Origin of the sequence: Actinomadura sp. B10D3 (assembly GCF_039871695.1) — a bacterium.
GTDB classification, from domain to species: domain Bacteria; phylum Actinomycetota; class Actinomycetes; order Streptosporangiales; family Streptosporangiaceae; genus Spirillospora; species Spirillospora madurae.
The window spans coordinates 78,421-99,764 of sequence record NZ_JBDPLY010000020.1 but is presented as its reverse complement, the minus strand read 5'-3'; the positions used below and the strand labels follow the sequence as shown (position 1 = coordinate 99,764).

Genomic DNA, 21,344 nt, shown 5'->3' with positions numbered 1-21,344 from the left:
GGACGCACGACGGCGACGCTGGAGGTTCGGTGCACGACCCTGAAGAGGAGGAGGCGTACGCGGCGCGCACCGGCGACGCCCGCACGGTGCGGGAGATCTTCGAGACCGCGCCCGTCCCGATCGTCGGTCTCGGCACCCCGGACCACACGGTGGTCGCCGCGAACGCCGCCTACCGGGAGTTCGTCGGGCGGCAGGACGTCCTCGGGCGCAGGCTGCGCGACGTGCTCCCCGAGACCGTCGGGCAGCAGCTGCTCGGCGCCTTCGACCGCCCCCTCGCCACCGGCGAGGCCGAGCCGATCAGCGAGTGGCGCGTCCAGCTCGGCCGCGACGAGGACGGCGAGCGCGGGGAGATCTACATCGACGGCGTGGTCCTGCCGCGCCGCGCCCCCGACGGCTCGGTGACCGGCCTCGTCGCCCACCTCCAGGACGTCACCGAGCGGGTCCTGGAGCGCAGGTCGGGGCGGCGGGAGGCGGGGCGGCACGACCCCGCCGACGCGCTCCGGCGGCACCTGCTCCCGGAAGGCCTGCCGATCCTGCCCGGCCTGCGGCTCGGCGGCGTCCACCTGCCCGCCGGCGCCGGCGACACGGCGAGCGGCGACTGGTTCGACGCGGTCCCGCTGCCGGACGGCCGGACGGCCCTGCTCGCCGGGGACGTGGCCGGGCACGGCGCCGCCGCGGCGGCGGCGATGGGGCGGCTCCGGGCCGTCCTGGAGGACCGGCTCGACCACAGCGGCGACCTCGGGGAGGCGCTCGCCGCCGGGGACCGGCTCGCCGTCCGGTCCGACGCGGCGCGGGCGGCGACCGTGTGCGTCGCGGCGGTGGACCCGGCGGACGGGCGGCTGACGTACTGCACGGCGGGCCATCCGCCGCCGCTGCTGATCCCGTCCGGCGGGCAGGCCCGCTACCTGCCGTCGACCGGCGGCGGGCCGCTCGGCACCGGCTCCCGCTTCCCGCTCGCCGAGGCGCGCCTCGGGCTCGACGACCACCTGCTCCTCTACACCAACGGGATCATCGAGCGGCCCGGCGTCGGGCCGGCGGGCGGCACCGTGGAGTTCGCGCGGGCCGCCGCGGACGTCGCCGCCGGCCGCGCGATGCGCGAGGAGTGGCTCGCCCCCGTCGACCGGCTGACCACGCAGACGCTGGAGCTGCTGGTCCGGGTGACCGGCCACCGCGACGACATCGCGCTGCTGGCCGCGCAGCGGACCCTCCCGCCGTCGCCGCTGCTGCTGGAGATGCCGGCCGGGACGGAGGCGGTCCCCGCCGTCCGCAAGGCCCTGGACGACTGGCTGCACGATCTCGGCACCCGCGCGGAGGACGTGATCCTGCTGCGGCACGCCGTCGGCGAGCTCGTCGGCAACGTCGTCGAGCACGCCTACGCCTCGCCGCCCGGCACCGTGCGGGTCCGGGCGGAGTGCACCGGGGACGGCTCGGTCGAGATCGAGGTCGCCGACGAGGGCCGCTGGCGCGAGCACATCCCCGACCTGGAGATCGAGCGCGGCCGCGGCCTCGCCATGGCCACCGACTTCGTCGGCCACCTGCGCATCGAGACCGACCCGTCCGGGACGACCGCGACCGTCCTGCACCGCCTCACCCGGCCGGTGCGGCTGCTGTCCGCGGGCGAGATCACGCCGCCGGCCGCCCCGCCACCGGACATCCCGGAACTCCTGCTGATCTTCGAGCAGCCGTCGGAGGGGGCCGTCCCGCGGATCCGGGTGGACGGCCCGGTGGACGCCGCCACCGCCGGGGAGCTGCGCGAGGAGCTGCAGATGCGCACCCGCGGCGGCACCGCCGCCCTCACCGTCGACCTGACCGGCGTCACCCACCTGGGCAGCGCCGGCGTCGCCGTCCTCCACGAGGCCTGCGCCCATACCGACGCACTGGGCCGCCCGCTCCTGCTGTACGCGCCGGCGGGCAGCCCGGCCCAGCACGTCCTGTCCCAGGTCGCCCTCCCCCACACGACCACCGACCCCGGCTAGAGCGCCGCCTTCAGGACGTCGCGCAGCGGCACCGGCGGGCGCCCGAGCAGCTCGGCGAGCGCCGGGTCGACGCCGGCGAACTCACCGTTCCGGCTGGCGGCGAACATGCCGACGAGCATGTCCGCCGCGTCCCCGGGCACACCGTGACCGACGAGACCGGCCCGGTACTCCTCGTCCGGGACGACCACCCGGCGGATCGTCCGCCCGGTCACCTCGGACGCGATCGCCGCGACCCCGGCCATGTCGATCGCCTCGCCGCCCGTCAGCGCGGGCGTCGGGCCGTCGAAGGGCACCTGGGCCAGGATGATCGCGGCGGCCTCGGCGAGGTCGGCGTGGGCCGTCCACGAGACCGGACCGTCCTCGGGCACGGCCAGCACGCCCGTCTCCAGCGCCGCCGCGAGCAGCCTCTCGGTCGTGGACGCGTAGAAGCCGTTGCGCAGGGCCGTGTACGCCGGCCCCGACTCCCGCAGCGCGGCCTCCGTGGCGGAGTGGTCGAGCATGGGCGGGAAGGGCGAGTCCGGGTTCACCCCCATGTGGCTGGTGTAGAGAACGCGCCGCGCCCCCGCCTTCTCCGCGGCCTCGATCGCGGCACGGTGCGCGCCGACCGCCGCCTCACCGATCATGTCCACGGACACCACCAGAACCTGCGTCGCCCCCTCGAAGGCCTCGACGAGGCTCTCGGGCTCGGCGAAGTCGCCCCGCCGGACGCGGATCCCCCGCTCGCGGAACGCCCGCGCCTTCTCCGGATCGCGGACGCTCACCACGATCCGCTCCGCGGGCACCCGCTCGGCCAGCCGCTCGACGACCTCCCGTCCCAGCCGCCCGTTCGCTCCGGTAACGACGATCATGATGCCTCCTCGGTATCAGCGCTAACACCTTGACGCTAACACTGATACCGAACCAACGCTAACCAGGTTTTGTTATCGTCGTTCCCATGGACGCCGCCCGCGATCGCATCCTCGCCGCCACCACGAAGCTCCTCGCCGAGGGCGGCCGGGAGGCGGTGTCGACCCGCGCGGTGAGCGCCGCCGCCGGCGTCCAGGCCCCCACGATCTACCGCCTGTTCGGCGACAAGCAGGGCCTCCTCGACGCCGTCGCCGCCGAGGGCTTCGCCACCTACCTGGACAGCAAGACCGCCCGGGAACCCACCGGCGACCCCGTCGACGACCTCCGCGCCGGCTGGGACCTGCACATCGAGTTCGGCCTGGCCAACCCGGCGCTCTACCTCGTCATGTACGAGCCGCGCCCCGGCGCCGTCCCCCCGGCGGCCCTCGCGGGCATCGAGATCCTCGCCGGCCACATCCGCCGCATCGCCGAGGCGGGCCGCCTGCGCGTCACCGAGGAACGCGCCATGCACCTCGTCCACGCCGCAGGCTCCGGCACCACCGTCGCCCTGATCGCCATGCCCCCCGACCAGCGCGACCTCGGCCTCTCCACCCTGGCCCGCGAAGCGGTCATCGCCGCCATCACCACCGACACCCCGGCCACCCCGACCCCCGGCCCGGCCGCCGCCGCGACGGCCCTCCGAGCCCACCTCCCAGAAACCGAAGCCCTCACAGAAGGCGAAAAGACCCTCCTCAACGAATGGCTGACCCGCCTGGCAACCCAGTGACCGACACCAGGTCTCAGATTGACGACGGTCGCGCCGGTGGTGATGGTCTACCGTGAGCGCCTGGCTACGGGTGATCAACAGCCTCACCAGAGCATGCGGACAGCAGGAGGAAGGACCATGAAACAGACCCTGCTGTGGACCGTCCCCTTGGGGATTCTGCTGTTCGGAGTCACAGAGTGGGCTCTGCTGGCGAACCCCGGAGGACGGCTCGTAGGGCTGGTCTTGCTCTCCATACTGCTGGGATTCGTCGGCGTGTTCGCGCTGGCGCCTGTCACCTTCGCGGCCGGCGCCGTGGCCGACCGGTGGGGCAACGCCGCTGCGGTGGTCTTGATCGGGGCGTGCCTGTCGGTGGGAGTTCTGGCGATCATCGGCTCGATCGAGCGCGCCAAGCCCGGATACGTCTGGAAGTACGGCGAGCCGACCCGAGTCGCCATCCCCTACAAGAGGGCCTGCACGTTGTCCGGCTACACATGTGGGGGCGACTGGACGGTGGATGGAAAGAGGATGCATGGCGGGGTCACCATGTCCCGGGCCGAGTACCGCTCCCTCCGCCAGTCGTCGGGGACGGCCCCGGACAACGCGCACCACTTCGACGCGCGCGTCCTGGGGAACCGCGCCAGCACCGTCGGCCTGCATGTGAAGCCCGCGAGTTCCGTGACGCTGGGCAGGGTCCCCGAATGGACGGGCTGGACAGCGGGTGCGGTCGGGCTCGGCACCGTCCTGTTCGCGATCGTCTTCCCCCGACGCACGCGGCAGGAGCCTGCCGCCACGCAGCCGGCCTGAACTCCACCGGGCGGCGCTCGCAAGAACGCCGATGACGGTATCAGGCCGGACGGGACGGTCAGCGAGTCGGGTACTGCTTGACCTGCTCGATCAGGCTGGCGAACTGCGCAGCGGACAGGGCAAGGTGACCCCCATCCGGGTCCTTGCTGTCCCGCACACCAATCTCGGCCCCTGGCGCAAGTCGTCCCAGCTCAACGCAGTGCTCATCGTCCGCTCCGCCACTGTGGCTGCTCTTGCGCCACTGCATGATCATTCGTAGCTCTCCACGTACCGCTTGATGATCTCGCGCGAATCCTCCAGGGAGGCCGCCTTCGCGCCGATACGATCGAACTTAACCGACAATTCGCGAACCTCGCCAGGCGTTTCGATCAAGCGGCCACCGTTCTGGGCGCCCGAATAGGCGATGTCGCGGCTCTCCAGGCTGAGAATCTGGAGCGAGCCGTCAACACCAAGGTGAGCACCCGACTTGAACGGGACGATACGTAGGCTGACCTGCGGAAGGTCAGCCATGGCCAGCAAGTGGTTCAACTGCGCCTTGTGCACCTCCGGGCTTCCGACCTCACGCGCCAACACGCTCTCATCGATCGTTGCCCACAACTCGACCGCAGTCCCCCGCTCGAAGAAGGAGCTCTTTCGAGCAACGCGCCTCTCCATCGCGGCCTCGAAGTCCTTCGGTGTGCCGGACTTGACGTAGGCCCAGGTGTATTCGTCGGTCTGGAGGGCGAGCGGGATGACCTGGCCGTGGTAGGCCTTGATCAGGGTTGCTTCCTGCTCGTACTTGACGAGTTGCTTTCCCCAGTTGGGATCGTGGGCCATTCGGGCAAACCAGAGCAAGAGCTGAAATAGCAATCCCGTCCCGAAATGTCGGTCCAGCGCCCGAACGTGGTCGTCTTGCAGGCGCCGCCGCCCTGCCTCGAAGTTGGATACAGTGCCCCGCGTTACTCCCATGATCTCCCCGCACTGGGTCAGCGAGAGTCCCGTCTTCTCGCGCCAAAACCGCAGGTAGAAGGCGAGAAAATACCACATCGAAACCTTCGGATCGAGAGGTTCTCGAACGATCGGCATTGCGTCCTCCATGTATTCATCTTCGATGACTACAGGCAAAACGTAGAACCCCTCCGTGATCCTTGTCACAGGAAATCGGAATCTTGAGCAGGGACGGGACGATGGCGATGACGGCGACCGCAGAGCCGATCATGCCCCTCATGGGCACACCTTCCGCAGTGGGGCTGGCGCGCACTTTTGTGGATGCTCAAATCCGCAAATGGGACTACTCGTGCATTCTCGACAGCGCGCTACTCATCGTCTCGGAACTCGTCACCAACGCGGCCCGCCAGACGCCGGGCAAGGAGATCCGTCTCCAGCTCAGCCGGGACGCTCACGGGATCATCATCGCCGTCTGGGACGCCGACCACGAGCTGCCCAAGGCCAAGCCGATGACCGAACTCACCCTCGAAGACCTCGACCTGTCAGAGGAGGCGTTCGACGACAACGGCGGCTGGGGCCTGCACATCGTCCAGGCCCTGTCAGCCAAATGCGGTGCCACCGCCGACCCGGCCGGCGGCAAGTGGGTGTGGTCCCGCATGTATCCGTAGCGGTGCCGCTCGACGGAAGGTAGACGAGCATGACCATTGCCGATCAAAGGGCCACGGCGGGGCGGCGTCCGTTCCTGGCCGCTCTCGGTGAGGCGGTGCGCAGCCACGGCGGGATGTCGTGCGGCATCGTCCAGCGCAGCGGCACGCCCGTCCTGTACGTGATCAACTCCGCGACACCCAGCAGATTCACGGAAGTCGGCGCCCGACTACATCAGGGGCGCCTGGGTGTTCACCTGGGCCGACACCGGCGCCACGATCAGCGCCGCCGACGTCCCGACCACCGCAGCCGACAAGATCTGGCAGTTCTTAGCCTGAGCGAGAACACGAGGTCAGCGGAGCATTCACAGGGCCGTGCGCCCCGCGGGTGCAGCGTGATGAGTCCGCGCTCAAGCCCGGCGAAGAACAGTGCGAGGTCGCCGGCGTCGAGCGCATTGTCCGTGGGATTCAGTTGACCGGTGCTCATGAAGTCGGGGTTGTCGGCGTAGAGCTCAGCCGACCCTCGCTGGAGCAGCTCGGTGAAGTCGTTCAGCAAGCTCACCCACGCTCGCCGCCTTCCGCACCGGGCATGGAATCGTGGCGCTCGCGCTCGTCGTCGTCCTCGACGATCTCAGCGTCGACGATGTCAACGATGTCGACGTCTTCATCGGAGTCCGCATCGGCGGCGACCGGGCCGGACTCCGCCTCGAGGCCGTAGCGGTCGCGCAGGAACCGCTCCCGGTACAGGTACTCCGCGTCATCCGTGATGCGCTTCAGAAATCGCGTGTTCATCCCGGCACCGATCGCGATGCCCACGACCGGTACCGCCTGCCCCAGCTTCGCCTTCGTAAGACGGAACCCGAGGCGCGTGAACACCTTCTCCACCACCTTGGTGACGACGTTCTGATTGAGCTGGTCCCACGTCGCATTCCGCGCGAGTGCTTGGACGAGCTTGTTGATTTCCGCGTAGGCAACGACTTTCCCCGCCTCGGAGGCCGTGCCGAAGTTGAGGAGGCTGAGCATGAAGAGCTGCTCGTCAGGGTGCTCGGGGTCGTAGCCGTAGTACGCGCCGATGTGCGCGATGGCACGCTGGCCGGCGAGCAGGACCGCCGCGGAGTCGGCCACCAGCGTTCCGAGCACCAGAGCCGCGCCGGGTGCGGCACCGGCTCCGGCGCCTGCGACGGTGCCTCCAGTGGCGAGCAGTCCGCCCCCGGAGGCGGCGAAGCCCGCTCCCGCACCTTCGGCGCCTGCGAAGGCGGTGTAGCGAAGGCCGAGCCGCGGCTTGACCTTGTCGATCAGCGCGAGGTCGAGCTTCTGGATGTCCTCGAGTTCTTCTACCTCGGCGTCGTGCTTTCGATACGCCTTGACAATGGACTTCTTCGGGACGGTCGCGACCGCCGTCCGGCCTCCCAAGTCCACCAGTCCTTGGAGCGACTTGAGAAAGATGCTCTCGAAGTCCGGTAGGCCGGGCACGGCCTCAACACGGGTGCGGACCTTCTGGCCGACATCGCGGATACGCTCCCGCGCGCCTTCCGGCAGGGCGCGCCGCGTACGCGCGGTCAGACGCTTATCGCGCCAACCCTCGATCTGATCCCACGCCTTGCGGTCGTACGGCGTCATCTCACCGGCCATGTGGTCCCCCCCGTTCATCATGTCCCTGTGGCACTTTCGAGGGACTCCACGCCTTCCGAACGGCCCCAAATGGGTGCCCATCGGTAGAGGCCCGGCCGATCGTAGAAGCCTGCAACGCACCGCACAATAGCGCGGCTAACTCCGGCCAGTTCGGCAAAAACCATGCGAGTGGACCGCTCGTCCTCAACGCATCGAAGAGCGACTTCACCGACACGTTGAGCGAGACCATTCCGCCTATTTGATCATCGTTGGTGACCACACCCTGGCGACGGGCCCACCACGCAAACACGGCGCAATTCCGAAGACGACGACGAGGCCGTCCAGCCGGACGTTCTCCCCCGACAGCCGGTGGGTGGCGACCAGCGTGCCGCAGGTCAGGCGGCAACCGCCGCCATCGCGCCCCCACTCGCGTCGTTGTCTGCGTACGTGGGGGCGACGTTCCGGCGGATGCGCTGGTCAGCGGGTTGCGGGAGGTGGTGGGGTCGCCGTGTTCGGAGGGTAGAGGTGGACGTCCACGTTCAGGGGGCCGAGTGTGGTTGTGATCAGGGGGCGGACGGTGGCCCAGTCGAGGCCGCCGTGGCCGCAGCCCAACGGTGGGACGGCCACGCTGGTTATGTGTCGGTCGTCCAGGACGCGGGTTAGGGCCTCCAGGCCGGTCTCGATGTCTTCGAGGCGCGACTTGCTGCGCCAGTGTCGTTTGGTCGGGAAGTTGAGGATCCAGCGGTCGTCCACTGGGACGCAGAGGATTTCTCCCGGGTGCAGGCGGCCTTCGGCGCACGCTTTGGCGTAGGCGGTGAAGTTGTCGGGGTAGGCGCGCTTGAACTGGAGCGCGAGGCCCTTGCCCATGGCGCCCGCCGTGTTGACGGGGTTGACGAGCGCCTGCGCGTCGTCCCGCAGGAGGTCTCCCGTTCTCTCGATGATCAACAAGTCCCCCGATCGAGTGGTGTCCACGCTGGCGGAGCGTAGCGACGGCCTCCGACATCGCATGATCGGGTCAAGATCGATAACGTGCCGGGATGGTCGAAGTGAGTCCCCGACATGTGCTGTGCGTGCTCGGAACCGGGTTGGATCTGTCGGAGATCGAGCGGGTCGCGTCCGGGTTCGGCGGTTTCGTGCTCGATCGCGAGTACTCCGAGACGGAGCCTGATCCTCGGATGCCCGAGGCGTTCGAGGCGTGCATGGCCGCGGCCTCGTTCGACGATGCGGACTGGGCGGCCGTGGAATCCCACGACACCGTCGCGTACCTGCTGTCCATGCCGATGATGCGGAAGATGGCGGCCGACACCTCGCGGCGGCTGCTGGCGGCGACGGCCACGCTGCTGGAGTCGGGTGCCACCGCGGTGAAGAACGAGAGCAGCGGGATCGCGCACGGCCGGGAGCGCTGGCTCGCGCTGGCCGAACGAGCGTCCGGCGCCGAGGCGGAGGATCTGGCCGACACGCTCATCAGCGCCTGGGTGAAGCGGCCGATCTCCGATGGGAAAGTGCTCTACAGCTGTGGCATGCACCTTCTGGGCGCGCCGGACGTGGAGATCGAGGCCGACGCGTCGCAGCTGACCAGGGATGATCTGGCCGATCTGGTCGTGCACCTGGACACGCTCGCGATCTACCTGCTCACCGACCCGCGCGCGGAGGAGATCGAGGACGGCGCCGGGTTCCGCCTGACCGAGGACGCCCCGCGCTGGGTGCTCCGCACCGGCGCGTGCGACCGCTATGACGAGGACGACTTCTTCTACAACCCCTACGGCTACGTCCGGCTGACCGGGCCCAACTAGGCATGGGCTACTGGATGTGGCTGAGCAGGTACGACGGCGCCGAGGTCGCGGCCGTGCTCGACCATCCGCACGGCTTGGACGCGGGGCTGAAGCGGTTGCGAGACGTCTGGGAAGACCTGCCGAACGGCACCGGATACGACCCGTCCGGTTCCCTGTGCAAGCTTGAGGATGTGGACACGCACCGGACGTGGGAGGCCCTCCACGTCCTGCTTACCGGCCTCTCCGACGAGCACCTGGAGCACGACCTTGGGGACCCTCCCGCCGCCGACGTGATACTGGGCGGGCTCGTCATGGGCGAAGGGACGATCTTCAGGGTTCCGCGCCTCCTTCGCCCCGACCAGGTGCGCGCCGTTGACGGCTTCCTGCGCGAACTCGATCGCGACGCCTTGATTCGTGAGCGTTACGCGTTCCTGAAAGAAGTCCGGCCCTACTCATTCGAGGGCTGGGGAGGGCCGCCAAGCGTGGACATGGTGGAACATGGTGTCCTCGCGAGGGTCTTCTCCACCGTCCGCGATTTCTACGCCCGCGCGGCCGCCAATGGCAATGCTGTCATCAAAGAGATCGGTTGATGCCCAGTTTCGCGGCGATGGCGTAGTCGACTTCGACGTCGCGGTACGTGACGTGCTCTTCCACCCTGTCGGGGAGGTTGGTGCGCCGGCTTCCGGACGCGGCGTCGGCGTTCTCGGTGAACTCGACCGAGTTCTCGGGGGCGGTCTCGAAGCGGAGTTCGTCGGCTTTCACCTTGGCCGTGAAGAGGATGTCCGCCGCGCGGCGGAGCTCAGCGTCGGGGAACTCGTCATGGGCCATGATCACTCCTTGCCTGCACGGGACCGCTCGGAGATCACTCGGAGCAATGCCCGTCCCAGGTCGCGCACGGATTCCTCGGTCTCGTGGAAGGCGTTGCGAATTGTCGTTTCCTCCTGCTCGCCGCCGGGGCTCGCCTCCGCGCCCTGCTGACCTTCTGATTCGTCCTCCTGGTTGGAGCCGTCACCGCCGGTGACGTCCTCAGTCGCCTCGCCCACCTTGTCGGTGGCGTCCTCGGCTGTCTCGCCCGCCTTGTCTGTGACGTCTTCGGCCGCCTCGGCCGCCTTGCCGGTGACGTCCTTGCCGGTGGCCTCCGCCGCCCGGCCCGCGCCCTCGGCGGCCTCACCCGCGCCCTTGCCGGCCTCCTCAGTCGCACGCCCGGCACCTTCGCCGACGTCGCTGACTCCCTCGCCCACTCCCTCGGCTGCACGCCCGGCGCCCTTGCCGACATCGCTGACGCCTTCGCCCACTCCTTCAGCCGCACGTCCGGTGCCCTTACCGACGTCCTCGACCGCGCCGCCCGCGCCCTTACCGACCTCGCCGACGCCCTCACCTGCGCCCTTGCCGACCTCCTCGGCCGCACGCCCGGTGCCTTTCCCGACATCCTGAACGGCGCCACCGGCACCCTCGCCGACGCTCTCGACCGCGCCGCCCGCGCCCTTGCCGACGTCCCGGACGGCACCTCCGGCACCCTCGCCGACGCTCTCCACCGCACCACCGGCGCCTTCGCCGACGCTCTCGACCGCTTGGCCGGCGCCGCGGCCGACGTCCTCGACCGCTCCCCCGGCGCCCTTGCCGACCTCGCCCACCGCGGTCCCGGTGCCGGCGCCGATGCTCCGGGCCGCCGACTCCACGCCGCGTCCGATGTGCTGGAGTATCTCCGGATTGCGGTCGAGGGTCGTCAGGACGCGGTCGACGATGACGGCCACGTTGTCGAGCCGCACCTCCAACTGGGCCTGCGCCTCGACACCCTTGATCTCCAGCTTGACCCTGCCGAGGAACACGTCCGCGCCCACGTTCAGCTTGAGCAGATCGAGGACTTCGGCAACAAGCGAGACGTGCGCGTCCAGGTTCTCGACTTCGAGGGAAATCTCGTCCACCTTGACCAGCGGCACGTCCAGGTACACGTCCGGCCCCTCACTCGGATGCGGACGTTTGCCCGGTGTCAGGGTCCTGCCGGTCAGGCCGTTCGACTCGGCGGATTCGTTCCGATCGCGATCACGCTCAGACCTGTCGGACGTGCTCTCGTCGCCCATCGTTCCCCCCGATGCTCCGTGTGCCCCGCCCCATGACTTCCCGGATCCACGGGTGAACATGCGGCCTCACCAGCGGAGACGTCAGACCTTGGCGCCCTCGGCCTTCTCCTTCTCCTTGTCTTCGGCCTTCGCGGAGCCGTTCTCGCCGCCCTCGCCTTCTTCCTGCTCCTCGGCGGTCTGGTCGCGCTCGCCTTCCTCGGGCTCCCGGCCTTCCTCGCTCGCCTGGTCCTCCTCGCGCTCCTGGCCCTCCTCGCGGGACTTGGCCTCCTCTTCCTCCTTGAGGGCGTCCTCGTGGGTCTTGACCACCTCGCCGTCGCGGATCTCACCGCGCCAGCCCTCGACCTCCTCCTGCTTCAGCAGCGTCTGCGTCATCATGTGGCGCTTGATGTGCTTGAAGTCGAGGCGGAGGCGGCGGCCCTGGGCGCGCCAGAGGTTCGCGGTCTTCTCGAAGAAGCCGTCCGGGTGGTACTCGGCCACCAGCAGGATCCGCGTCATGCTGGGCGCGAGCTCGTGGAACGTCACCGCACCGTCGACATAGCCCTTGGGGCCCTTGGACCTCCAGACGATCCGCTCGTCGGGCACCTGCTCGATGATCGTCGATTCCCAGGTGCGGTGGGACAGGAAGATCTGCGCACGCCAGTTGATCTTCTCGTCGGACTCCTGCTCGACGCTCTCCACCTTCTTGGTGAAGCTCGGGTAGTCGGCGAACTGCGTCCACTGGTCGTAGGCGATGCGCCGCGGCAGCCCCACGTCGAACTGCTCGCTGATGTTGGTGACCTTCAGCTTGCCGCCGCCACCGCCCTTCTTGCCGCCGCCGCCCTTGCCGCCCACGGCCTCCTTCACCTTCGCCTTCGCGCCGGCCGCGCCCGCGCTGAGGCCCGCCTTGACCGGCGACTCGCCCTCGGCGAGCTTCTTCACACCGGCGGCGGCCGCCTGCTTCCCGGCTCCCCCGCCCTCCGCGGCGTCGTTCAACCGCTCGGTCAGTCCCGCGATCCTGCCGCCGGCCTGCTCCAGCGTCCGCACCATGAGCGCCTGAACGAACTCCCGGCCGGCCTTCTTGAGCTCCTCGACCGGAAGGTCCTGGCTCTTACCGCCGCTGCTGCCCGTCTCCGTCATGATCAGCCTTCGCTCTCTACGCCTATGTGCCGACTCCCGGGACATAGCCCGACAGCTCGCTACAAAACGGATGAAACGCTCACTGACCAGCAAAAAAGGAAGATCTACCGCCTGTATACGCGGACCGTTCAGATGTCGAGGGCGCCCCGGGGGTGGCCACGCTCCCGGCCGCACGGGGTCAGGGCCACGACGCCATGCCCCTGGACGTCCGTCTCCGGGCCCAGCGCGGACGGGTCGACCGAGGCGCGGGCGGCAACGGTCGTCGCATGGGCGTCGTCAGGAATCGCGTGGTCTTTCTTGACCTGGAGATAGCGGGCCAGGAACGCATCGCTGTCATTGATGCCGACGCCTGCGAAGGCGTTATCGGGGAATGCGTCGATGTGCGGGAGGACGTACCCGTCCTCGGCGGGGTGCGAGCCGACCTGCTCGTCCGGCTCCTCAAGGTCGTAGTAGCGGACGATCTCGCCCTTCTCGGCGAGGCACCAGCCCGTCCAGCTGTCTCCGCAGCTCGCGCCGTACCAGTGGGCCGCACCGAAACGCAGGCTCAGCTCACGGCAGTGGTCCTGGACGGCGGCGGCATCGATCTCCTCGTCGTGATAGTCGAAGGGATCACCGAAGAGGAGTGTCCAGCCGTCCAGTTGCGGCGTCACGTAGATCCGGCGGCACGTACGGTGCTCCCCGGTAAAGGCGTGGTGGTCGTGGATCCAGGCAGACGCGCCCAGCCGCATCGTGACGGCCTCCGGATCAGAGAGACCGGCGGCATCCAGAACGGCAGCCTGATCACCGGTGGGGACGGCGTACCAGGTACCGCACAAATGCATCGGCTCGGGCGTCTCGGTCGCGAGCTTGACCCGGATCAGACGCCGGATGAGCTCCCGGTCCCGGTCGTCCAGGGCGGAAGGGCCACCGACCGCAACAAGGGCCTCCAACGCACGCCGGCGAAGCCGCCCGGACGAGCGCCGCACGTCACGCAAGGACGAAAGCGCCCCAGGCCCGATCTCCTGCAGCGCCCAAAGGACCCGCCGCCGCACATCCTCATCGGGATCATCCAGAAGAGCGATCAGGTCGGGCACATACGGCAGAGCGGCCGCCCCCTTGACCTGGAGCACATAGGCCGTGTTGCCCCGGACCATCGGGTGCGGATGACTCAACCCGGGGACGAACGCAGAAAGATCGTCGATCTCAAGCCCGCAATGCGCCCACCGGCAGCGCCGCGCCACCTCGGCGGAGGATGCCGTGACCATGGCCTCGATCAGCGGATCGAGCGCGGGAAGCCCGATGCGGCGCAGCACCACCGCACTGGTAGACCAGTCGACCGGCGACTCTTCGTCACACAGAACGTCCAACACGGGCCGCACCGCCGCCTCACCAAAGGCAACGAGAGCCTCCACCGCGGGCCGCTGCTCAGCCCCAGCCAGCCCCTCAACCAGCTCCTCGATCTCCACGGCCAGAATGCTCGCACACCCCACCGACAACCGGCCCGGTGCCACTCACCCGACCAACGAGCGGCACCGGAAAACCGTCACGCGAAAAGCGCACCGGCATCTCGGACGACGACGGCGCGCCGAAGCCATCGCTCAAGCTGGTCGGCGTCGGTGCAGTTGTTGACGCGCTCCAGCTCATCTTCTCCGAGTTTGATCCCGCAAGCTCGCAGCACATACATCAAGGCCACAGCCAGGCCCTTCGCATATCCTGCGGCGCTGTACCGCCTGGCGTGGTCCGACGACCATTCGCGATCGTGGCTGTACATCTTCTCGTGAAAGAACTACTCGACATCAGGGCCGAAGGCAGCCGACATCATCCACCGCTCGACCAGGTACTGGTCGGCCAGACTCATGAACCGCTGCCGGTCTTTCTCCGAGACCTCGATGCCGCGTGCCTCCAGCACGATCAGCACTGCCTCAACCTGCCCCCGATCGAATCCCTCCTTGTAGTAGACCTCTGCGTAGGGCGCCGTCATGTCGATAAAGGCGCTTTCCCCGCGGCGTGAGGCCGGGGTCCGGCAGCGGATCGAGGAGATCCGCGAGCAGATCGCCGGGTTGGAGTCACGGCTGGAGGTCGAGGAGGATCAGCTGTCTCGGCTGTGATCACACAGGAGACGGTGGAGGAGGTCTTGGGCGGGGCCGCCCCGCCGGTGGCGGTGCCCGCGGGTGAGGGCGGAGTCGCCGAACCGGTGGCCGGGACACTCACGCACGACCACCTGGAGGAACTGCTCGTGGAGCAGGGCTGCACCCATCGCCGTTGGCAGGTCGGTTGCTGATTGTGGACCTGTGAGCGGTTGGAGGAGCCGGAGTACTAGAGGCATGCCGTCGCACTGCGTCCACACCGACGACGGCGAGCGCTGTCCATATGAAGAGGAACCCCAGCCACCGGCTGGTGGGCATCGCCTCGTGCAGGAGCAGCCAGCCGATTAGGAACTGGAGCACGGGGGCCAGATACTGCAACATTCCGAGCACGGTCATAGGAATCCGGACGGTGGCCGCGCTGAAGCACAACAGCGGCACAGCGGTGACTAGGCCACAGCCGATGAACAAGAGATCCTGACCGATCGAAACGTGTCCGAATCGCCCTTCCCCCTGGGCCTCGAGAACGAGCAGATAGCCGAGCACCGGAACCAGCATCACCAGTGTTTCGATCGTCACGCTCTCGGGACCGTCCACCCCAGCACGTTTTTTGATGATGGCGTATCCGCCAAATGTTCCGGCGATGGCCAGAGACACCCACGGCACCTGCCCATAGTCGGCCGTCAGGATGGCAACGGCGACGACGCCGAGCGCAACACCTGTCCATTGAGCTGGGCGCGGCCGTTCCCCATAGAACGCCACGCCCGACATGACGTACACCAGCGGAAGGATGAAATAGCCTAGCGACACCTCAATAACGCGCTGCTCGTTGACGGCGTAGATGTAGATGCCCCAGTTGACCGAGACCGCTATCGCGGCGAGTGTCAGCAGCACGACCTTCCGCATTCCCAGAGTGCGGATCCAGGCCCACCGTTTTGTGGCTGACACGACGGCCCCGACCATCACCAGAGACCAAAGAATCCTGTGGGCCAGGATCTCGATCGCGCCAGCCGGTTCGAGAAGGGGGAAATACAGCGGGGCGAGGCCCCACAGAACGTAGGCGGCAAACCCGTATACCACACCTCGGCGCTCGACTGGATCAGACAAATGACAGCCATTCCCTGTACTGGACCGAACGCCCGGACACCACGCTTCTGAACGACTCGATCAGGCTCTTGCTGACGGGACCGTCCGTGCCGTGTGTCATCGGCCTGTCGTCGACCGAGACCACAGGCATGATCTCCATCGCCGTTCCGGTTAGGAAGACCTCGTCGGCGACATGGATCTCGCTCAGCCCGAAGCTCCGTTCCTCCACCCGGTGGCCCAGGTCGCGAGCCAGCGTTATGACGCTGTTCCGAGTGATGCCCGGTAGGATCCCATCGCTTATCGGCGGCGTGACCAGGACTCCGTCGACGACCATGAAGACGTTGGAGGCCGAGCTTTCCGCGACATGCCCGTGCAGCGAGAGCATGAGCGCGTCGTCATAGCCAGCACGTAGGGCACCCACCTTGGCGAGCGATGAATTGACGTAGGCGCCCGTTGCCTTGGCCGTCGCCGGGACGGATTCCGGTGCGTTGCGCCGCCAAGCGCTCGTCACCAGTCGGCACCCACCCGATTCTGCCTGCGCACCCAGATACGAATCCCATTTCCAAGCGGCGATAGAAACGCGGACTGATGACAGGTCCGGTGCCACGCCCATTGAGCCGTAGCCGAGATAGACGATGGGCCGCACGTAGCAGGAGTCCAGATCGTTGGACTGAATGAGGGCGCGAACCGCGTTGGCCAGCTCCGCATCACTCCATTTTACGTCCATCAGGTACACGCGTGCGGAGTTCCGAAGCCTTTTCAGGTGAGTGGAGAGTCGGAAAACCGCAGTGCCTTTTGGAGTCGCGTAGCAGCGGATGCCTTCATAGACCGCCCACCCGTAGTGCAGCGAAGGTGTCAACACATGGACCTTCGCCTCCGGCCACGGTACGAGTTCGCCGTCCATCCAAACGTAGGGCGTCGGATTCAGCTTCATCGGCGCACCCGCTCGGCTCGGCCGGATGGCAGGCCGGGCGCAAATTCGATCCCGAGACGCTCGGCCAGGGCCTCCAGCGCCGAGGTGGTCGTAGGATCCAGCGGGATCCCGAGGCGCAGATGACGGTCACGCGAGATGCGTTCGGGGTCACCGGGGACCATCACTGGTTCCTTTCCCGCGGGCACGGCTTGCCGGGTGGTGTTCAGAAGGGAACTCAGCCCGGCCTTGAACGCGGCTCCGCCGCCCAAGGCATCCGGGTCCACACAGAGCACGAAATGAGCGACCTGCCGACCGTTACCAGGCGTGGACTCGCCGATATGCTCCAGTTCCCAATCCAGCGGAGCACCCGCGAGGACAGCGGTGAGAAGCGTCACCGCCATGGCAATCCCTTGTCCCTTGTAACCACCGAGCGGGGATAGGGCATGCGCATTGTCCGGGGCGAGGGTGGGCTTTCCCGCGGCGTCCGTTGCCCAGCCAGTGGTCAGTCGGCCGCCATCGCGACCAAGCGCCTTGATGGCTCCGAAGCACACCTGGCTCGTGGCCATGTCGAGAACGAATTCCCCCCATTCCCCACCCGCCGCCACGCTGATCGGGTTGGTGCCGAACAGCGGCTCCACCCCGTTGAAGGGTGCGACCCGCGCCGCCGCCGATGTCATGACGATCCCGATCAACCCGGCCGCGCTCAGCCGTCGGCTGTACACGGAGGCGGCCCCGAAGTGGTTCGAGTTGCGGACACACACAAGGCCAACGCCGTACTTCCTGGCGAGCCTCTCGGCTGCCGTCGCCGCGGCCATGCCGGCGACGACCCCTAGCGCGGCGTCGGCATCGAGCGTGACAGCCGCTCCGCGGCTCCGGGCGACGGTGATGGCAGGGTGTGGCTTGGCGACCCCTTGGTCGAGCTCGTTGAGGAACTGCGGAAGCAGCCGCAGGCCATGGGTCTCGATGCCGCGCAGCGACGTCTCGACGAGCGCATCGGCCACCATGTCCGCGTCCGCCCGTGGCACGTCGTGCGCCTGGAGCGCGGAGGAGGCGATCTCGCGGGCGGTGTTCACCGAGATGAACCCGGCTCCCGTCCGGACGTCCCTGGAGCTGCCCTCCATCACTTCGGTTGCCCGTCTCGGCGGATCTTCACCGTGGACCAGTCGAAGTCCACTTGGTCGAGGACGTCCATCTTCTCGAACAGCGCGTGGACGCCGGTGAAGTCGCGGACGAGCAGTTTACGGCCGGCCCGCTCGCATTCCTGCAGCATGTCGTGGCCGCCTGGCACGTCCACCAGGTCGACGATGCGGTGCCAGATCGAATAGTCGTTTGCGGCATACGCCTGTAGCCCTTCGCACATGGCGTGGACGAAGAACCGCTTCTGCTCGCCCTCCAGTCGCGGATACACCACCTGTGCCAGTTCGTCGGCGATTGAGGCATGGCAGTATTCGTCGCGGTTGTGGAGCGCGGCGGTGGCCTGATTGATGGGCTGAACGTTCGGATTGTCCGCGAGCAGGTCGAGGTATGCTCCGATGCCGATCTCGGAAACGGTAGAAAAGGCCAGCGTCGTCAGGCTCGCCTGCCATCGCTCCGTTGCTTGCGCGCACATCTCCTGGTGCCGGACACTGTGGTGTGGTAGAGGCAGCGCTGAGTCGGGCATGGCACGGTCCCGTTTCCTGCGTGTGACAGCGCTGGCGTTGATGTGCATGAGCGTGTGATATTGCTCGTCGACCATGGCTTGAAGCAAGCAGGTTTCCAACGCCTCGCCCGCGAGTCCCGGATACTCACCTGATATCACCAGCCCGAAGGCCGGATTTGCGACTGTCAGTTCCGCGACTACCGTGTTGCGGTTGAAAGCGATGATCGCCCAGGAGAGGAGTTCTTGTTTCTTTGCTTGATCAAGGTCCTGGTACGCGGGATGGTCTCCGAATGGAAGGATGTCCTCCGGGTAGTCGGGCCGGTCCATCTCGAAGAGCCCTTCGAGATCAAGTTCCGGGCGTTTCACACTGGCGCGCCGATACCAGTTGTCGGCCAACCGCCTGATGACCGCGCTCTCGACCTCGTTATCTTGCCGGTAGTCGATCGCTCCGGGCCCCGATTCGATTGCCGTCTGGTCGGACACCGTCTCCTCCTCGGTCGTGCCGCGCTAGCTTAGCCAGAAACGTGTGAGGTGTCGCCGTGCGTCCTTGTATTCGGCGCGGGCATGCAACATCCGGTGGTTGTTCCAGACGAGCAGGGCGTCCTCCGGTATGAGGGTGCGGATACGGTGCTGGGCGAAGAACTCGGCCGCGAGGCGGGACAAGACCGGGCCGAACTCGCCCAGCGCCGTGGCCCGGGAATCCGGGGTGCCGTTCACCTCGGCCTCATAGGCACCGAAAGAGAAAAGATTAGAGCTGAACCTGATGACCTCGCCGATGCCGTCCTCAAAGGAGACGACGCCGCGGCGGATGGGGAGCCGCTCATCGTCAGCGCCGGGAGGTGGAAAGTCCACGAGATGGCTCTGGATCAGGTCTCGGTCGGATGTGCCCAGGGTGGCGATGAATTCACGGCCGTCGACCAGATCGGTATGGCCGCCTCCGCACCTGGCCATGGTATGGCAGTAGAGCGCGACAAGCCGTGGCGGCGGGTCGGTACCGGGTGCTTCGGTGTGCACCGGGATCCCATTGGTGCTCTTTGTGAATCGAAGCGACTCGAAGCCATGCCTGGCCTTCACTTCGTATAAAAGCCGACCATCGGCATGCGGAAGCATCTCGCCCAGAAGGGAGAGAATCCGGTGAACATGCGGCAAGCCGCCGACTTCGGTGAGTAGAGAGTAACCCTGGGAATCCAGGCAGCCTCTCATCGTCTCCATCTCGTGCTGGCGGCTCTTATTCCCAGCCACAGAATCCCCCTGGTCGGAGTCACTACCGATTTCTTAGGTCGATCCTCGGGAAGTGGGAAAGTGGCCTATCAGCGAATGATCTTCATCAAGAATTATTTGATCAATGCTCGCCTGGCAAGTCAAGGGGAAGTTTTGTTGTGCGACCGGTGGGCCCGTGCCGACCTCACATCGATGAAGCCGACCACCTCCTCGCCAACCTGATCGGAACCGGAGCCCCCGCATAGGCACCCGCCTATTTGTGCCGGCCGGGACAAGTCAACGTTTCCCGCGGTCGCGCCGTCTGCGGGCGGCCTGGATCTCGGCGTCGGCGGCCAGCAGGCCGCCGACGGCGAACCCGAGGCCGGGTACGGCGAGGCGCAGGGACCAGCGGGCGATCCGGCCTGTGCCATCCACTACGCGGGTTCGCAGGACGGTCGGCCACAGTGTGAACAGCGTGCCGAGGACCGCCAGCCCGCCCCAGCCCAGGATGTTGACCTGCGCGTACGCAGCGCGCATCGGCTCGTGCCACTCGGACACGCGACCGGACGCCATCAGCCCGCCCAGTGTTCCGCCGGTGACCAGCGCGGTGCCGGCCCACAGGTACCAGGTGACGACGTGCGCGAACCGTCCGCCGAAGGCGTTGCGGACCAGCAGGGACGCGTGCAGCAGCACGAGAGGCGCGTACAGGACGGGGTGGTACGGCAGCCGCACCCGCAGCACCGCGGGCAGGATCACCGGCGCGTGCCCGAAGACCATCGACATCACGAAGCCGAGGAAGACGGCGTGCAGGGCGGCGTCGTACAGGCCGCTGTTCGACGGCCGTCCGGCGGCGAGCCGGATGGTCCCTGCGACGGCGAGCCACAGGTATCCGGCGAGCAGGCAGGCGGCGGCGTAGCAGGGCAGGCCCGGCGAGCGGACGGTCCGGCGCGCGACGCGCGGCGTCCGAGGAAGGCGACGCGGGCGAGTTCGAGGCGCTCCCCCCGCGATCGTGATCCTCCATGCCATCGATTATAAATACAAGTAGTGTTGTAAAAAATGCCCCGGCACCGAGGAGTGGAATGCTCATGGCCACATCGACCGCGAGCCCGCAGCAGGAGACCGTGCGGGCGATCCTCGACCACCACGGGCGCCTCGGCCGGACGATCGCCGACCACGCGCTCACCGTCTCCCGCGCCGTCGACCAGCTCGCCGCCCCCTACGAACGTCGCGACACGCTCGTGGCGTTCTGCCGGGACGAGGCCCTCCCCCACGCCCTGGCCGAGGAGGGGACCCTCTACAGGGCGGCGGAGAAACTGCCCGAAGCCCGCCTACTGCTCCGTTCGATGCTCCGCGAGCACGCCGTCCTGCGCGAGAGGGTCGCCGAGCTGGAGGCGGCGCGGACGCCTGGAGAGGCGGTCAGCGGGGCGGCGGCGGTGAACGCCCTCTTCCAGTCCCACCTGGAGAAGGAGAACGACCTGCTGCTGCCCGCCCTGGTGGACGCGGGCGTCGATCTCGGCGCGCTCCTCGCCGGAATGCACGAGATCCTCGGCGGCCAGGAGCCCGCCGGCGGCCACCACTGCACGTGCGGGGGGCACGACGACCCCGGCACGCCGGGCGCCGCGGCCGAAGTCACCGAGGACGGCGTGCTGGACGTCCGGGCGCTCGTCCCGGCACAGCGCCATCAGCGGATCTTCGCCGCGTTCGGGGCGCTCGCGCCGGGGACGGCGTTCGTCCTGGTCAACGACCACGACCCGAAGCCGCTCTACCACCAGTTCGCCGCCGAGCACCCGGGCGGATACACCTGGGACTACGAGGAAGCCGGCCCGGAGGTCTGGCGCGTCCGCATCGGCCGCCCCTGACGAAACCGCCGGAACGCACCTGGCGGTCGCGGCGCGGGCGGCCGCCAGGTGTTTTTACAATC

Annotated in this window: 26 protein-coding genes; 8 read left to right on the top strand and 18 right to left on the bottom strand. The window is 67.9% G+C overall.

Going from position 1 to position 21,344, the window contains the following annotated elements:
- Positions 1-29: 29 nt before the first annotated feature.
- Positions 30-1,976 carry a SpoIIE family protein phosphatase gene (locus ABGB11_RS27135; RefSeq protein ID WP_347637079.1) on the top strand — a complete coding sequence of 649 codons (1,947 nt, stop codon included), beginning with the start codon at positions 30-32 and terminating at the stop codon, positions 1,974-1,976.
- Here the strand turns inward: ABGB11_RS27135 and ABGB11_RS27130 are convergent.
- A complete protein-coding gene (locus ABGB11_RS27130) occupies positions 1,973-2,824 on the bottom strand; it encodes an NAD(P)H-binding protein (protein ID WP_347637077.1) in 852 nt (283 codons plus the stop codon). The genes ABGB11_RS27135 and ABGB11_RS27130 overlap by 4 nt on opposite strands.
- An 86-nt stretch (positions 2,825-2,910) precedes the next feature.
- On the opposite strand from ABGB11_RS27130, the gene ABGB11_RS27125 reads away from it, so the two are divergent.
- Positions 2,911-3,588 (top strand): helix-turn-helix domain-containing protein, encoded by a 678-nt coding sequence (locus ABGB11_RS27125; RefSeq protein WP_347637075.1) that lies wholly within the window; start codon positions 2,911-2,913, stop codon positions 3,586-3,588.
- 117 nt (positions 3,589-3,705) lie between these two features.
- Positions 3,706-4,371: a hypothetical protein gene (locus tag ABGB11_RS27120; RefSeq protein ID WP_347637073.1), complete on the top strand. Its 666-nt coding sequence runs from the start codon at positions 3,706-3,708 to the stop codon at positions 4,369-4,371.
- Between the two features lie 58 nt (positions 4,372-4,429).
- Here the strand turns inward: ABGB11_RS27120 and ABGB11_RS27115 are convergent, their stop codons facing one another.
- Positions 4,430-4,624 carry a DUF397 domain-containing protein gene (locus ABGB11_RS27115; RefSeq protein ID WP_347637071.1) on the bottom strand — a complete coding sequence of 65 codons (195 nt, stop codon included), beginning with the start codon at positions 4,622-4,624 and terminating at the stop codon, positions 4,430-4,432.
- Positions 4,621-5,448 (bottom strand): helix-turn-helix transcriptional regulator, encoded by an 828-nt coding sequence (locus ABGB11_RS27110; RefSeq protein WP_347637069.1) that lies wholly within the window; start codon positions 5,446-5,448, stop codon positions 4,621-4,623. Before ABGB11_RS27110 ends, ABGB11_RS27115 begins: the two co-directional genes overlap by 4 nt.
- An 89-nt stretch (positions 5,449-5,537) precedes the next feature.
- Here ABGB11_RS27110 and ABGB11_RS27105 point away from each other — a divergent pair, with 89 nt between their 5' ends.
- Complete coding sequence (locus ABGB11_RS27105; RefSeq protein ID WP_347637067.1) at positions 5,538-5,966, top strand: ATP-binding protein; 429 nt, start codon at positions 5,538-5,540, stop codon at positions 5,964-5,966.
- Between the two features lie 256 nt (positions 5,967-6,222).
- Here ABGB11_RS27105 and ABGB11_RS27100 read toward each other — a convergent pair whose 3' ends face one another.
- The 3 genes from ABGB11_RS27100 to ABGB11_RS27090 all read right to left on the bottom strand — a co-directional run bounded on the left by ABGB11_RS27100 (position 6,223) and on the right by ABGB11_RS27090 (position 8,525).
- Positions 6,223-6,498: a hypothetical protein gene (locus ABGB11_RS27100; protein ID WP_347637065.1), complete on the bottom strand. Its 276-nt coding sequence runs from the start codon at positions 6,496-6,498 to the stop codon at positions 6,223-6,225.
- 2 nt (positions 6,499-6,500) lie between these two features.
- Complete coding sequence (locus tag ABGB11_RS27095) at positions 6,501-7,574, bottom strand: EcsC family protein (RefSeq protein WP_347637063.1); 1,074 nt, start codon at positions 7,572-7,574, stop codon at positions 6,501-6,503.
- A gap of 456 nt (positions 7,575-8,030) precedes the next feature.
- A complete protein-coding gene (locus ABGB11_RS27090; RefSeq protein ID WP_347637061.1) occupies positions 8,031-8,525 on the bottom strand; it encodes a macro domain-containing protein in 495 nt (164 codons plus the stop codon).
- Between the two features lie 65 nt (positions 8,526-8,590).
- On the opposite strand from ABGB11_RS27090, the gene ABGB11_RS27085 reads away from it, so the two are divergent.
- Positions 8,591-9,346, top strand: a complete 756-nt coding sequence (locus ABGB11_RS27085; RefSeq protein ID WP_347637059.1) for a hypothetical protein — start codon at positions 8,591-8,593, stop codon at positions 9,344-9,346.
- A gap of 2 nt (positions 9,347-9,348) precedes the next feature.
- The gene (locus ABGB11_RS27080) at positions 9,349-9,915 is read left to right on the top strand and encodes a DUF1877 family protein (RefSeq protein WP_347637057.1); all 567 of its coding nucleotides are present in this window, start codon (positions 9,349-9,351) and stop codon (positions 9,913-9,915) included.
- Here ABGB11_RS27080 and ABGB11_RS27075 read toward each other — a convergent pair.
- The 6 genes from ABGB11_RS27075 to ABGB11_RS27050 form a co-directional block, all read right to left on the bottom strand.
- A complete protein-coding gene (locus tag ABGB11_RS27075; RefSeq protein WP_347637055.1) occupies positions 9,899-10,153 on the bottom strand; it encodes a hypothetical protein in 255 nt (84 codons plus the stop codon). The two genes, ABGB11_RS27080 and ABGB11_RS27075, sit on opposite strands and share 17 nt — an antisense overlap.
- Positions 10,154-10,155: 2 nt before the next feature.
- Entirely contained in the window at positions 10,156-11,406 is a 1,251-nt protein-coding gene (locus ABGB11_RS27070) for a hypothetical protein (RefSeq protein WP_347637053.1), read from the bottom strand.
- A gap of 81 nt (positions 11,407-11,487) precedes the next feature.
- Positions 11,488-12,522 carry an SRPBCC family protein gene (locus ABGB11_RS27065; RefSeq protein ID WP_347637051.1) on the bottom strand — a complete coding sequence of 345 codons (1,035 nt, stop codon included), beginning with the start codon at positions 12,520-12,522 and terminating at the stop codon, positions 11,488-11,490.
- A 128-nt stretch (positions 12,523-12,650) separates the two neighbouring features.
- On the bottom strand, positions 12,651-13,967 hold the full coding sequence (locus ABGB11_RS27060; RefSeq protein ID WP_347637049.1) for a HEAT repeat domain-containing protein: 1,317 nt from the start codon (positions 13,965-13,967) through the stop codon (positions 12,651-12,653).
- Between the two features lie 77 nt (positions 13,968-14,044).
- Entirely contained in the window at positions 14,045-14,272 is a 228-nt protein-coding gene (locus ABGB11_RS27055; protein WP_347637047.1) for a hypothetical protein, read from the bottom strand.
- 15 nt (positions 14,273-14,287) lie between these two features.
- On the bottom strand, positions 14,288-14,419 hold the full coding sequence (locus tag ABGB11_RS27050; protein ID WP_347637045.1) for a hypothetical protein: 132 nt from the start codon (positions 14,417-14,419) through the stop codon (positions 14,288-14,290).
- A gap of 61 nt (positions 14,420-14,480) precedes the next feature.
- On the opposite strand from ABGB11_RS27050, the gene ABGB11_RS27045 reads away from it, so the two are divergent.
- Positions 14,481-14,609 (top strand): hypothetical protein, encoded by a 129-nt coding sequence (locus ABGB11_RS27045; RefSeq protein ID WP_347637043.1) that lies wholly within the window; start codon positions 14,481-14,483, stop codon positions 14,607-14,609.
- A 99-nt stretch (positions 14,610-14,708) separates the two neighbouring features.
- On the opposite strand, the gene rarD is transcribed toward ABGB11_RS27045, so the two are convergent.
- The 6 genes from rarD to ABGB11_RS27015 all read right to left on the bottom strand — a co-directional run bounded on the left by rarD (position 14,709) and on the right by ABGB11_RS27015 (position 20,449).
- The gene (rarD, locus tag ABGB11_RS27040; RefSeq protein WP_347637040.1) at positions 14,709-15,692 is read right to left on the bottom strand and encodes an EamA family transporter RarD; all 984 of its coding nucleotides are present in this window, start codon (positions 15,690-15,692) and stop codon (positions 14,709-14,711) included.
- On the bottom strand, positions 15,685-16,605 hold the full coding sequence (locus ABGB11_RS27035; RefSeq protein WP_347637038.1) for a branched-chain amino acid transaminase: 921 nt from the start codon (positions 16,603-16,605) through the stop codon (positions 15,685-15,687). Before ABGB11_RS27035 ends, rarD begins: the two co-directional genes overlap by 8 nt.
- Positions 16,602-17,657, bottom strand: coding sequence for an Ldh family oxidoreductase (locus tag ABGB11_RS27030; protein WP_347637036.1), 1,056 nt, complete (start codon positions 17,655-17,657; stop codon positions 16,602-16,604). The genes ABGB11_RS27035 and ABGB11_RS27030 overlap by 4 nt, the downstream gene beginning before the upstream one ends.
- A 47-nt stretch (positions 17,658-17,704) precedes the next feature.
- The gene (locus ABGB11_RS27025; protein ID WP_347637034.1) at positions 17,705-18,706 is read right to left on the bottom strand and encodes a diiron oxygenase; all 1,002 of its coding nucleotides are present in this window, start codon (positions 18,704-18,706) and stop codon (positions 17,705-17,707) included.
- Positions 18,707-18,730: 24 nt separating this feature from the next.
- Complete coding sequence (locus ABGB11_RS27020) at positions 18,731-19,465, bottom strand: TauD/TfdA family dioxygenase (protein ID WP_347637032.1); 735 nt, start codon at positions 19,463-19,465, stop codon at positions 18,731-18,733.
- Positions 19,466-19,720: 255 nt separating this feature from the next.
- Positions 19,721-20,449 carry a hypothetical protein gene (locus ABGB11_RS27015; RefSeq protein WP_347637030.1) on the bottom strand — a complete coding sequence of 243 codons (729 nt, stop codon included), beginning with the start codon at positions 20,447-20,449 and terminating at the stop codon, positions 19,721-19,723.
- A 59-nt stretch (positions 20,450-20,508) separates the two neighbouring features.
- On the opposite strand from ABGB11_RS27015, the gene ABGB11_RS27010 reads away from it, so the two are divergent.
- Positions 20,509-21,282 (top strand): DUF2249 domain-containing protein, encoded by a 774-nt coding sequence (locus ABGB11_RS27010; RefSeq protein WP_347637028.1) that lies wholly within the window; start codon positions 20,509-20,511, stop codon positions 21,280-21,282.
- The last annotated feature ends 62 nt before the right edge of the window (positions 21,283-21,344 follow it).